Source organism: Paenibacillus sp. FSL R7-0297, from assembly GCF_038009025.1.
Lineage (GTDB): Bacteria > Bacillota > Bacilli > Paenibacillales > Paenibacillaceae > Paenibacillus_AQ.
Map to the genome: position 1 here is coordinate 3,233,130 of NZ_JBBPAQ010000001.1, position 12,245 is coordinate 3,245,374.

Below are 12,245 nucleotides of genomic sequence, written 5' to 3' on the forward strand. Positions count from 1 at the left end.
AGGCATACCATGTCTAAACTCTTTGATCCACTGACTATGCTGCCGACACCTTACCTGTTCTTTACAGGGAAAGGCGGGGTGGGTAAGACCTCAACAGCCTGTGCGGCAGCAGTTGCGCTGGCAGACTCCGGCAAACGGGTTCTGCTGGTGAGCACAGACCCCGCCTCCAATCTACAGGATGTTTTCGGTGTAGAGCTGTTTAACCATCCCACTCCCATTGAAGAGGTTCCCAATCTTTTTGCGGCTAATTTAGATCCGGAGACTGCCGCCGAAGAATATAAGGCAAAAGTGGTTGCTCCTTACCGGGGAGTATTGCCTGATTCGGTCGTCGCGTCGATGGAAGAACAGTTATCAGGAGCATGTACGGTGGAAATTGCTGCTTTTGATGAGTTTACAACCCTGTTGACGGATGAGAAATTGAAGGCACAGTTCGATCATATTCTGTTTGACACTGCGCCAACAGGACACACGCTGCGGCTGTTGCAGCTGCCTTCAGCCTGGAGCGGATTCCTGGATGAAAGTACGCATGGTGCCTCATGTCTGGGTCCACTGGCGGGTCTGGAAGGTAAAAAAGTTCTATATCATGAAGCGGTTAAATCCTTATCGGACAAGGATCTGACTACCCTAATCCTGGTTACCCGTCCGGAGCTTTCTCCCTTAAGGGAAGCCGCACGTGCATCATCTGAACTAAAAGAAACCGGGATAAAAAATCAGCTGCTTGTGGTTAATGGGGTACTTACTTCATCTATCAACGAAGATGAAGTTGGGAAGAGCTTTGTAGAGCGGCAACAGAAGGCGCTGTCACATATGCCTGCTGAACTACAGGCTCTAGCAAGCTACACAATCCCCTTAGCTCCCTTTAATGTTACAGGCATCGCAAGCTTGCGTGCATTCTTCGCTCCAGTCCAAGGGAATCCAGATCATGTACAACAGGTAGAGGTAAACGCTGACATCCCCTCACTTGAAGCCTTGATCTCCGATTTGGAGGGTAGCGGGATTCGGGTGATTTTTACGATGGGTAAAGGCGGTGTGGGGAAAACAACTGTAGCCTCTGCTATAGCTGTCGGCCTGGCCGAACGGGGACACCGGGTTCATCTCAGTACAACAGATCCGGCGGCTCATCTGGAATATGTATTCGGTGATCATTCCGATCAGATTTCCGTAAGCCGGGTGGATCCGAAGGTGGAACTAGAGAAATATCAGCAAGAGGTGATCCGCCAGAATGCAGATTCCCTGGATGAAGAGGGGCTTGCCTTCCTGGAAGAGGATTTAAGATCGCCATGTACCGAAGAGATCGCCGTGTTTCGTGCATTTGCTGACTTGGTAGAGCGCTCTGAGGAAGAGATTGTAGTTATAGATACAGCACCAACCGGACATACGCTGTTATTGCTGGATGCGACTCAGGAATACCATAAGGAAATCGCCCGTTCTTCCGGCGTCATTCCGGATTCCGTGCAGCATTTACTGCCGAGACTTCGTGATCCGAAGGAGACAAGCGTCGTTATTGTCACGCTGGCGGAGGCAACGCCGGTCTATGAAGCCTCCCGCCTGGAACAGGATCTGAAGCGTGCGGGTATACCAACGAAATGGTGGGCGATTAATCAAAGCTTTGCTGCTGCAGGGACAACAGATCCAGTGCTTAGCGGGCGGGCTCATGCCGAACTGAATTGGATTCAGAAGGTAGAACAAAATGCTGAGGGGCATGTGGTAATCATCCCTTGGAAGTCTAATGAAGTAACCGGGTATGAGCAGCTTAAAGAACTCTCGTGGCGGAAAGCAACTGCTGCTAGAGAATAGAGATAGGGGAGAACTATAATGGCGAATTATCATGAATTGATCGAAGGTAAAGTATACATCGGCGGGGAGAATGCGCTACTAGAAGCCCTGCAGGAGCAAGAGATTACCGATGTGTTTGACTTAAGGGATACCGGCACGAAGGCAGAAGGCTTCCCTGAGCATGTAACCCGTCATCATTTTCCGATCGTGGAGGATGAGGGCGGACAGGAAGATTCTGTTCAAGCGGCAATCCAGGCAGTTACGGCAGCAGTAAATGATGGGAAAACTGTGTATTTCCATTGTGCCGGCGGACGGAACCGTACAGGAACTGTGGCCACAGGAGTCCTGCTTGAACTTGGCCATGCTGCGAATGTAGAAGAGGCGGAAGCCTTGGCCAAAGAAAAGCGTCCGGATATCAACATCAAGCAGGATATGCGTGATATACTGAAGGGCTTTTATTCATCCAAGTAAAGTGAAATTCATATTCAAAAGAGCTATTTCCTAAGGGGGATGGCTTTTTTGTTATGGAGTTGAAATACATGCACTTACAGCAGCTTCTTAATTTCCTCAACCGATGCCACTCTACCCATAATTTTCACTTGATTGTCAACAACCAGTGCTGGTGTTTTCATGACTCCATATGACACAATCTCCTTATAATCCTGAACCTTTTCGAAAGTCACATCCAATCCAAGTTGTTTAACTGCTTCTCTAGCATGCCCCTCCAGTTTCTTGCAGTTTGCGCATCCAGACCCTAGAATCTTGATAATCATTAATAAATTCCTCCCATGTTAGATAATAATATTACTTGTTCTTGTTTCTACTGTTCTAAACAATAAGATTGAACAAATAACCGACCAGAATAATACCAATACCAGTTATCAGTACAAAAGCGGCGATTAGTTTCGGTTTGATCACCTTTCGCAGCAAAATCATCTCAGGTAATGACAGCGCAGTGACCGCCATCATAAAGGCGAGTGCGGTTCCCATTCCCACCCCTTTATGAATTAAAGCTTCTGCAATTGGGATTGTACCTAAAGCGTTGGAATAAAGGGGGATTCCTAGAACGACGGCAATAAATACCGCAAAGGGATTATCAGGTCCGGCGTATTTGGCAAGCATCTCCGCAGGCGCCCATCCGTGAATGAATGCTCCCACTCCGATCCCGATGAGCAGATAGATCCATACCCGTTTGATAATATCTTTAACACTATCCCACGAGAGACGGACTCTATCCAGCCTTGTTGGTTTCTGAATTTCGATCTCTGCTGCAGCAGCCACTTGATATACATATTCTTCAACCTGCTTTTCCATCTTGAGGGCTCCGATAACGATGCCTCCGACAACTCCAATCAACACGCCAAATGCGACATAGAGCAATCCTATCTTCCAGCCAAAGGATGCAACAAGCACTGCAAAAGCGGCTTCATTGACGATTGGGGAGGTTATGAGGAAGGAGAACGTCACCCCGAGGGGGATTCCAGCCTCCACAAAGCCGATAAAAATGGGGATGGAAGAACACGAGCAAAATGGAGTAACGATTCCTAACAAGGATGCCATGAAATTCCCTTTCACTCCGCTGAATCGCTCCAATATTTTTTTGGTCCGTTCAGGGGGGAAATAACTGCGGATATACGTGATAAGAAAGATCATGATGCCGAGTAAAATAATGATTTTTATGGTATCGAAAAAGAAGAAATGTACGCTTGATCCAAGTCGTGTATCCATAGAAATACCAAAGACGGACTCCACCAGCCCCTGAATCAAGAAATCAAGCCAATTAAACATGTTTTATCACCCCTAATCCACAATTGATGCAAGATACATATCAAATCTGGGATCTTGAACCAGCGAGAAAATAGTGAATTTCTTTTCTTTTCTGGATTTCACAACACCACCCCGTTCTAAAATTTGCAAATGATGAGTTAGTGTGGAGGAGGGAACCTCCAGGCCTTCAACCAACTCACAAAGGCATGCTTCTTGAATTTTTAGAATGCCAATGATTTTTAATCTGGTCTCATCTCCGAGCGCTTTGAATAGCTGAGCTTTGGTTTTCAATTCTTCTCCATTGCCTAATACAGGAAGAACCTCAACCGCTTGTTTGGCAATTGCCATCATCTCAGTGTCGCTTCTTGGCTGCCAACCGTTTATTATCTGGTTCATCATCAGGTATCCCTCCATATGTATTAATGTCATGACACAATTATAAAACTAAATATGTAGTTTTGAAATGAGCTAATTTATGTTTCACATGACGATAATGTGACGATTATGCTTATTTGGGTAACATAGTGGTTGATATAGAATTACATGGGACTCTGACTCTCCTGATCAGTTTGCACCTGCAGATTGACAGAAAATCAGTGGAATATATTATAGATGTATTAAGTCTTTTAAAGGAAATTAATGAATTTCGGTGACTTTCAAAGATATTATTTATCTATGATGGTTATTGAAAAATTTTAACTAAGTTATAATTTAGTTTGTTGCAAATTGCAAGTATTAATTTCTAAAGGACGAAAAAAACAGAGCAGCGATTCCTTCAATGTTGAATTGCTGCTCTGTTTATTTGTGTATATAAGGATTACTGTTTTTGGATTCTCCCGCCAGCTTCTATTGGAACTCCCGCGGATGTCGCTTCATAAGCTCAGGAATTGCATGACCGCGTCCGGTTTCCTCCAGCCGATGTGCATAGGCTTTGAGTTGTCCTTTGGCATGGTAAGGGCCACCTTCCTTCATCACCGTCCACAGCGGGTCCGTGTCGTAAGGCATGGTGCGCATCATACCGTCATGCCATTCATTCAGGCGGTACACGGCTTCACGGCATACCTCCGGATGTGCGGCGGCGACATTGTGCTGCTCATGCGAATCTTCCTCCAGATGATATAGCATTTCGGTGTCGAACAGATGATAGCCATCATGATAGGTGCGGATATACAACCACTGATCGAAACGAACGCTACGCTGGCAGACATGGGCGCATTGCGAGATGACCAGCGTCTCTCTTCCACAATCCTGGCCTGTCTTGAGCGCCGGCGCGTAACTTTGCCCATCCCAGCTCGGCATCGGCTCGCGGCCCATGAGCTCGGCCAATGTTGGAGCGAGATCCAAATGATAATGCAGTCCATGATCTACATGATTTTGCTTCATGCCGGGATAACGGATAATCATTGGAATTCGGCAAGTTCCCTGGTCAGCAGTGCCATGTTCACCGTAAATTCCAAGCTCACCCATATTCTCACCGTGATCAGCCGTGATAATAATAGCCAAGTCGTCCATGATGCCTTGAGCTTTTAGGGCGTCGAAGATAAGGCCGATGTGTTCGTCCATGTAGCGGATGCCGCAGTCATAGCCATCAATCATTTGCCGGAGGCTGTGCATGTCGGTAATCTTGCCGGGAAGGCGCGGGTATTCCTCCTGCGTCTGATCGTTGAACATGTTGACCTCGCTGGCGCTGTGCGGACCAACCTTCCGCTTATGCATTTCAAGAATCTCTTCGGTCATCCAGGGAGGCAACGGCTCACCGGCAAACGGATTGCCGAATGATTCCGGAGCACGGTAAGGAGTATGCGCGTCCCAGTAATTTACATACAGCAGCCAATGGTCATTCTCTGCGTTTCGAGAGATCCAGTCCAATACAAGAGGCGTGACCTCCTCACCCGATTCTGCGCCGCTTCTTCCGGTATTGTGAATCTCATTAAAAGCGGCATAGAAGGGCCAGGCCGAATGACGTTCCCCAAAAGGACTGATCAGGGTGGTGTGCATGCCTTCTGCACGGAAAAGCGCCGGAAGGCTCTCCCGGTTCAAACGGCTTTGGAAGCTGCGTTCTTCTCCTTCCAGACGAAGGTCAGCGGCGGTACCGCCGTGTCCAACGACGCCGTTATGAATGCCGAAGCGGCCTGTCATGAGCGCGGTACGGGAGGGGAGACAAGGTGCATCAGAGGTGTAATAGTTGGTAAACCGGACGCCTTCCCGTGAAATCTGGTCGATATTGGGGGAAGTGTCACGGTGGTAGCCATAACAGCCCAGGTGACTAGGCGATGTCGAATCCAAATCAAGCAGCAAAATTTTCAAATGATTCCTCTCCTTCTGTATGTTTATCAGCGTCATTGCAACTTTAAAAAGTGCGTGGTAATGTTTCAAATGCAAAGCTTTGCTCTTAACGTTGCCCTAATTATAGATTTAAGGCATAAGGCAAGTCGATGTATGTTGTTAAGATTACATGTACAATTCTCATCTTAAACTTTAGTGAAACGTCGATATTCTCAGTATTCAAACGTGAAAGGGAGGAGGAGGTTATTTGTTTACCGTAGATTCGGTGCATCATGATTTAATGATTCCGGGATGGCGCACAATGCAGGAACGGATCAAATTTAATGTGCTGATTTTGGTTATCGAAGGGAAGGTGGTTTACTATATCGAGAGAAAGCGGATTGTCCTGGAGCAAGGCGACTTGTTAATTCTCCCCTACCGCATTGATCGGGCGGGAGAGGATCATGAGAGCGGACCACACCAGAAATATACGATTCTGTTTACCTCCGGAGAAGAAGCGGAGCTACTCCCCTTTCTGTGCCAAGGCAGGCATACCATAGTCAAGCCGCGCAGTTTTGAAGCCCTTCGTCGACGTTTTGAGAAGTTATTTATGGAAATGCGTGGAGTCAAGAGCTTCCGCTCAATGATCTGTCAGGGGATTCTTCAAGAACTGCTCGGCATTACCGCCCGCGAGATGGAACAGCCGGAAATCGCGCCAATGAAAGTCCAGTATGCTCGGACGATTCAGAATTATCTTTTGCGCCATTATCGCGAATCCATAGAGGTTGGGCAACTGGCCAAACTTATTGGATGCTCGGACAATTACACCATCTCGGTGTACAAGGAAGTGACTGGACAGTCGCCGATTAAATATCTGCATCGGCTTCGCATTTCGGAGGCGTGTTATCTGCTGCTTAACACCAAAACAACGGTTGCGGCAGTTTCCCAATATTTGGGATACTATGATGGCTCCTATTTTTTTCGTATGTTTAAGCAACTGACCTCCATGTCGCCAAGTGAATTTATCGCTATAGGCCAGCCGCTGGACATGGAGGATTTTTTTGGATAATGGCACCTGAAATACCGAAGATTATTTCCAAATGAGTATAGGAGGGTATTATGACCGGTACATGTTCAACAACCGATTACGGAAATAACGGGAACGTTGGCGTATTGTGGAAGACCGTTTCAGAGGATTGTAATTTGGCCTGCGATTATTGTTATTACAGCACCTGTGGAGGGAAGCCCGGTCCACGGATCAACCGGATTGATTCCGCTGTCCTGAATACATTTATCCAAGAATATATGGAAATGAGCAAGGGAAGTGCCTCCTTTGCTTGGCAGGGAGGAGAACCTCTGCTCGCCGGACTGGATTTTTTTGAAGAGGTCGTGATGCTTCAAGCGGCGTATGCCCCTGCACATACAGAAATCAGTAATGCCCTGCAAACGAACGGCACGCTGATCACAGATAAATGGGCTGCTTTTTTCCGGGAATACCAGTTTTTGATTGGCATTAGCGTGGACGGACCTAGAGATATTCATGATGAGCGGAGGGTGGATTCCCGAGGGCAAGGGAGCTTTGATCGGGTTATGAAGGGTATTGATTGCCTGCGTCGGCATCAAGTGGATTTTAATATTCTTACAGTGCTTCACCGGGGGAATATCAATAAGGCCAGAGAGCTGATTGAATTCTATGAGCGTGAAGAATTTACATATGTACAATTTATTCCTTGTATGGACTTCCGTTCTCAGGAAACAGGCATGCCTGGCAGCTATGATATCACACCCGAGGAGTATGGACAATTCCTGTGTGAAGCTTTTGATTACTGGTATAATGACGGGCAGCCGCGGACATCAATTCGAATCTTCGACAATATGCTTAGTGTCTATACGGGCCGAGAGGCTGAGTTATGTGTTCACCGCTCCGGATGCAGCACCATGCTGGTACTGGAACAGAACGGGGACGCCTATCCCTGCGACTTCTATATTCACGATGACTGGAGGCTCGGCAATGTGGCCGAGGACAGCTTGAACGAATTGCTGTCGCATCCCGCACGGAAGTTATTTCTTGGAATGAAGCAGACGCTGCCTGAAGCTTGCCGCAGCTGTGAATACAAGCCGCTGTGCCACGGAGGCTGTCCGCGCAACCGCAAATGGGCAGATGATCTGAGTGTATCGGACCCGGATTATTTCTGCGCCGGCTACAAGCGCATTTATGCTTATGCCGATGAGCATATGAAGACGCTGGGAGCATCGCTACGGCGGCAGCTGTTCGCGGAGAATGTACAGCGATACTTTAAAGGTCGTCTTCCGGGCCGCAATGATCCTTGTGCATGCGGCAGCGGCCGGAAATTCAAGAATTGCTGTGCAGACATTGCCGTGTCCTAGCCGGGAGTTCATTGATCTGCCTAATTTGATTTATATGAAGTGTGCCTATTAAGGCACGCTTTTTTTAATCCAATAAAAAACCTATACATTTCATAAAAATGTGAGTTAGAAGCTGGAGCCGTAGGATTGTATGATTATTGGTAAGGAATTCCTTATTAAAATTCATCATGCGAGGGGAATTGTGATATGCAGGATACCATTGTGCGGATCTTGAGTGAAATTAAGAACAATCCGGAGCTGTTGCTCACAGCCACTGAAGCCACCGATATTGTGAATGATGTAGGTCTGGATTCCTTGCAAATGATTAATTTCATTCTCCGAATCGAAGACGAATTCGAAATTGAGTTTGATTTTGATCATTTTGCCTATGAGGATTTCCAGTCTATCGGGGATTTCATGGGGTTCATCACAGCCACGCAAACCGCTTCTTAAGGGGGCTTCATGGATGAAGTCAACCGTGGTTCTAGGCACCTTTGATTCAGAGGCGTGGTGGCGGAGTCCGCATGGATCTATGCTTCCTTCTATGAACAGCAGCCAAGCTGTGACGATGGGTATGGATGAATTGTTGTTTCCGTTATGCAAGGAGCAGGACATTCTGTTCACCCGGCAGCCCATGGACGAGCTTCTTAGAAGCTATTTATCGCTGCTCGGCTATACCTTCACCAATGTTCATTGCAGAAATCCCGTTCATGCGGATGACTACAGGCTGCATGTGTTTGATCTTCTAATGGCTGATGCAAGCTACTACCAGCAGCTACTCCCGCAAGATGCTCTGATCTCTCCCTATTCTATTCTTTCTGATACCAGTGAGTTAGTGCGCAGGTTCAATTTCGGTAATCAGTTTCCCTCCTTAGATACAGTTCGAGCTGTGAATTCAAAGATTTATTCTCATGAACTAAGACAAAGATTGGGCATTCGCAATAGTTCCTCGATAGCTGAAAGTTCTGAGGAACTGCTGACCTACGGGCTTCAGCTGCTACGGACCGGACAAGTGCTGGTGAAGGACCCGCTGGGTGTCTCAGGCAAAGGCAATATGTTAATTTCAAGCGAGAGAATGCTGAGAAGAATTGCGGCCTATCTGCAAGAGCAAGAGAATAGAGGCAAACAAACACAGTTCATTATCGAACCCCTGCTTGATAAAACGGAGGATTTCTCCTGTCAGCTGTTCCTAACAGAGCAGGGGGAAGTGGAATTGTTGTCTGTTCAACGAATGGTGAATGAAGCCTTCTCTTATGTAGGCTCCTATCCTGCCGGTTCCGGGTTTACCCGGATGCTCCGGGACAAGGGTTATTTCAGCATTATGGAAGATGCCTGCAAGGACTTGTTCGAGACAGGCTATCACGGCGAGGTGTGTATAGATTCCATGCTGCTGGCAAGCGGTGAGCTGGTGCCCATCGTTGAGATTAATGCCAGAAAGTCCATGGGGCTGATTAATCATCATCTCAATAACTATTTACAGCAGTATTCCTTGTCCAGCTTTTTGACCTTTATCTCGGCAGGCTGCTCCACGGAAGTGACCATGCTGCAGATTCTAGAGGTTCTGAGAGCAGGCGGATTGTTGTTTACGGAAGAGAACAGGCAAGGAATTATACCACTGGGTGCAAACACGCTTTTCGGCTCCGGCAATACAGCATTTCCTGACGCGGAGTCTGAATGGCGGAAGGGGAAGTTTTATGTAGCTGCTCCCTATGCCTCTAATGTGAGTGAAGCATTAACTCTAATCCACCGGGTAAAGGATGTCTTGAAGTCTCTGGCGATTAAGATTTATAACTGACCAGTCTTTATTGTAAAACGAGGGAGCTGACAAATGATTACCATTTTATGCTCATCTGTCGCTTTGGGAGTCTATACGCCTGCGGTCCTGTTACGTGACGAGCTAAGCAGGTCATATGAGGCCGATCTGGAAGTGCTGGAAAGCCTGTATCCGCCCGAAACAAGACTGAAATTAACCGAAAACAAGAAGGTTTTCTCTACGAGGTTTGAAGTAGCCAAGCTGGGTCACAGAATGATCAGGGATATCACACCGAATCTGGACCCGCATCTGGTAACCCGGCTTTTAGGCAAGTGGGCTGAAGAGAACCGGAGGGTGTTTATGGTTTTCTCAGGATTCTGGATGCCCGTCGTAGAGGAGTATGCGAGGAATTACCGCAAGGATGTCCATGCAGAGCTGATTCATATGGATGCGTTTATATCTCCTTCGTGGAAGCTGTATTCCAACAATATCCGTAATGATCTGTTTACGGTGAACGATGTCTGGTTTTTTGACGGGGCGGCTGGGCGGGTGAATTACAGTATTTCGATGGGTCATGCTGCCCCTAAGTACTATAAGGAACGTGACAACCGGTTCGTTATCCATGGCGGCGGCTGGGGAATGGGGACCTACAAGGAGACGGCAGCAGAGCTGAAGCACTCCCTGGAATTGAACATCGTCATTCACGAGCTCACGGATGATCAGGCTTATGGAGAAGAGCACCGTTATTACATGGTGAAGCCGGGCTGGTCGCCCTGGATGAAGAACGAAGAGCATGAATATACCCTGCCGCCGTTCGGTGAAGTTATCAATCATTGTTTTTGCGAGGATACCGGGGTGAAGCATAGCTTCTATCAGCTGATCTGTAACTCGAAGGCTATTATCAGCAAGCCGGGGGGAGGAACCCTGCTGGATTCGCTGGAATCCTTCACGCCGGTTATTTTCCTGGAGCCGCTGGGTGAGCATGAAGCCTGCAACGCGGAGCTATGGGAGCGGCTGGGTTTTGGAATAAGGTATGAGCGCTGGATGAGTATGGGTTGTCCGCTTGAGATGTTGGAGTTATGTAGTGAGAACTTAAGAAGCTATAAGACTCAGGTGTTACATTACGGGAGGTGCTTTCATGAGACAGCCGCAAACATCCGTAGTTCTGGACCGGGATTCCTTTGAGCGCTTGAAGAAAACCATTAAACATATGTCGGTAACGCACAAGCAGGTTCATCTTGACCCAACGTATTCTACGAATCTTCCGGTCGAGGTCGGGCTTAAATTAACCAATGGCTGCAATCTGCGCTGCAAGCATTGCTTTGAATGGAACTCTGAGGGGTATCACCGGGATTTAGGCAGAGCCGAGCAGAGAGAAGAACTGGATTTTGCAGTGATTGAAAAAGTGTTCCGGCAAACAAGGGAAACGAACGCCAATATGTTCCTTTGGGGAGGCGAGCCTCTATACTACAGCCGGTTCAATGAACTGGCCGACCTGCTGGAGCAGGACCCCAGATGGACGGTGTTATGCACCAACGGAATTCAAATCATAGAGAAGCTGGATTCCATCCTCAAAATGTCCAAAAGTCTGGTCTGTCTGATCAGCCTGGAAGGCTTCGAAGCGGAGAATGATGCGATCCGGGGAAAAGGCACCTTCAAGAAGGTTATGGCGGGCATTGATAAGCTGCTGGAGCTGGAGAAGGAGGGTATCTATCAAGGAAAAATCTCCATCCATCTGACCATTAGCGATGTCATGATCGATAAGCTGTATGATTTTGTTGAGTTTTTTGAACAAAAGGGGATTGACTCGGTGTATATTACCTTCCCGTGGTATTTGCCGGACGAAGTGTCCAGTAATATGGACCGCTATTTCAACGAGCATTTCAAGTGGCTGGCAGATGATCTGGAGGAAGGGCACCGCAACAGCTGGCATTCGTTCAAGTATCGCATCTCCCCTGACAGGATTGATCCGCTGCTTGCGCAGATGGAGAGGATTTACCAGCGAACCTGGAACTTAAGAACACGGTATCAGCCTGCGCTTGAAATGGATGAAGTACGGGACTTTGTATTGGGTTCAGAGAAGCCCGCCCAGAATAAAACGCAATGCTTGTCGATCCGCACCAGACTGGATGTGCTGGCTGACGGTGAAGTCAGTGCCTGCAAATTATTTCCAGAGTTCTCCTTGGGGAATCTGGCGGATCAGGATCTTAAAGAGATATGGGATGGCGAGAATTTCGAAAGAGTCCGGGAAACCCTGCAATGCGGCCTGATGCCGGTATGCTCCAAATGCATTCTGCTGTATCTTCACGGGAAGTAA

General features: G+C 47.6%; 12 protein-coding genes. 8 read left to right on the forward strand and 4 right to left on the reverse strand.

Features of this window, described 5'->3' with window-relative positions; all coding sequences use genetic code 11:
* Positions 1-9 precede the first annotated feature (9 nt).
* On the forward strand, positions 10-1,797 hold the full coding sequence (arsA, locus tag MKZ24_RS14130) for an arsenical pump-driving ATPase (protein WP_042238322.1): 1,788 nt from the start codon (positions 10-12) through the stop codon (positions 1,795-1,797).
* A gap of 18 nt (positions 1,798-1,815) precedes the next feature.
* Positions 1,816-2,247 (forward strand): protein-tyrosine phosphatase family protein, encoded by a 432-nt coding sequence (locus MKZ24_RS14135; protein WP_042238320.1) that lies wholly within the window; start codon positions 1,816-1,818, stop codon positions 2,245-2,247.
* 74 nt (positions 2,248-2,321) lie between these two features.
* On the opposite strand, the gene MKZ24_RS14140 is transcribed toward MKZ24_RS14135, so the two are convergent.
* The 4 genes from MKZ24_RS14140 to MKZ24_RS14155 form a co-directional block, all read right to left on the reverse strand.
* Positions 2,322-2,549 carry a thioredoxin family protein gene (locus MKZ24_RS14140; protein ID WP_340783902.1) on the reverse strand — a complete coding sequence of 76 codons (228 nt, stop codon included), beginning with the start codon at positions 2,547-2,549 and terminating at the stop codon, positions 2,322-2,324.
* A 55-nt stretch (positions 2,550-2,604) separates the two neighbouring features.
* Positions 2,605-3,564 carry a permease gene (locus MKZ24_RS14145; protein ID WP_340783905.1) on the reverse strand — a complete coding sequence of 320 codons (960 nt, stop codon included), beginning with the start codon at positions 3,562-3,564 and terminating at the stop codon, positions 2,605-2,607.
* Positions 3,565-3,576: 12 nt separating this feature from the next.
* Positions 3,577-3,942, reverse strand: coding sequence for an ArsR/SmtB family transcription factor (locus MKZ24_RS14150; RefSeq protein WP_340783907.1), 366 nt, complete (start codon positions 3,940-3,942; stop codon positions 3,577-3,579).
* Positions 3,943-4,389: 447 nt separating this feature from the next.
* On the reverse strand, positions 4,390-5,850 hold the full coding sequence (locus tag MKZ24_RS14155; RefSeq protein WP_340783909.1) for a sulfatase family protein: 1,461 nt from the start codon (positions 5,848-5,850) through the stop codon (positions 4,390-4,392).
* Between the two features lie 226 nt (positions 5,851-6,076).
* On the opposite strand from MKZ24_RS14155, the gene MKZ24_RS14160 reads away from it, so the two are divergent.
* The 6 genes from MKZ24_RS14160 to MKZ24_RS14185 all read left to right on the forward strand — a co-directional run bounded on the left by MKZ24_RS14160 (position 6,077) and on the right by MKZ24_RS14185 (position 12,245).
* Positions 6,077-6,877, forward strand: coding sequence for a helix-turn-helix domain-containing protein (locus tag MKZ24_RS14160; RefSeq protein ID WP_340783911.1), 801 nt, complete (start codon positions 6,077-6,079; stop codon positions 6,875-6,877).
* A gap of 50 nt (positions 6,878-6,927) precedes the next feature.
* Complete coding sequence (locus tag MKZ24_RS14165; protein WP_340783913.1) at positions 6,928-8,196, forward strand: anaerobic sulfatase maturase; 1,269 nt, start codon at positions 6,928-6,930, stop codon at positions 8,194-8,196.
* A 186-nt stretch (positions 8,197-8,382) separates the two neighbouring features.
* The gene (locus MKZ24_RS14170; RefSeq protein WP_042238312.1) at positions 8,383-8,628 is read left to right on the forward strand and encodes an acyl carrier protein; all 246 of its coding nucleotides are present in this window, start codon (positions 8,383-8,385) and stop codon (positions 8,626-8,628) included.
* Between the two features lie 13 nt (positions 8,629-8,641).
* Complete coding sequence (locus tag MKZ24_RS14175) at positions 8,642-9,970, forward strand: hypothetical protein (protein WP_052416649.1); 1,329 nt, start codon at positions 8,642-8,644, stop codon at positions 9,968-9,970.
* A 33-nt stretch (positions 9,971-10,003) separates the two neighbouring features.
* On the forward strand, positions 10,004-11,113 hold the full coding sequence (locus MKZ24_RS14180; protein WP_340783919.1) for a hypothetical protein: 1,110 nt from the start codon (positions 10,004-10,006) through the stop codon (positions 11,111-11,113).
* On the forward strand, positions 11,067-12,245 hold the full coding sequence (locus tag MKZ24_RS14185; RefSeq protein ID WP_340783921.1) for a radical SAM protein: 1,179 nt from the start codon (positions 11,067-11,069) through the stop codon (positions 12,243-12,245). Before MKZ24_RS14180 ends, MKZ24_RS14185 begins: the two co-directional genes overlap by 47 nt.

What these genes read in the sequence shown, in the direction of transcription:
- arsA (WP_042238322.1), top strand. Translation starts at nt 10, where the DNA reads ATGTCTAAACTCTTTGATCCACTGACTATGCTGCCGACACCTTACCTG.
- MKZ24_RS14135 (WP_042238320.1), top strand. Translation starts at nt 1,816, where the DNA reads ATGGCGAATTATCATGAATTGATCGAAGGTAAAGTATACATCGGCGGG.
- MKZ24_RS14180 (WP_340783919.1), top strand. Translation starts at nt 10,004, where the DNA reads ATGATTACCATTTTATGCTCATCTGTCGCTTTGGGAGTCTATACGCCT.
- MKZ24_RS14165 (WP_340783913.1), top strand. Translation starts at nt 6,928, where the DNA reads ATGACCGGTACATGTTCAACAACCGATTACGGAAATAACGGGAACGTT.
- MKZ24_RS14150 (WP_340783907.1), bottom strand. Translation starts at nt 3,942, where the DNA reads ATGATGAACCAGATAATAAACGGTTGGCAGCCAAGAAGCGACACTGAG.
- MKZ24_RS14175 (WP_052416649.1), top strand. Translation starts at nt 8,642, where the DNA reads ATGAAGTCAACCGTGGTTCTAGGCACCTTTGATTCAGAGGCGTGGTGG.
- MKZ24_RS14170 (WP_042238312.1), top strand. Translation starts at nt 8,383, where the DNA reads ATGCAGGATACCATTGTGCGGATCTTGAGTGAAATTAAGAACAATCCG.
- MKZ24_RS14185 (WP_340783921.1), top strand. Translation starts at nt 11,067, where the DNA reads ATGAGACAGCCGCAAACATCCGTAGTTCTGGACCGGGATTCCTTTGAG.
- MKZ24_RS14145 (WP_340783905.1), bottom strand. Translation starts at nt 3,564, where the DNA reads ATGTTTAATTGGCTTGATTTCTTGATTCAGGGGCTGGTGGAGTCCGTC.
- MKZ24_RS14140 (WP_340783902.1), bottom strand. Translation starts at nt 2,549, where the DNA reads ATGATTATCAAGATTCTAGGGTCTGGATGCGCAAACTGCAAGAAACTG.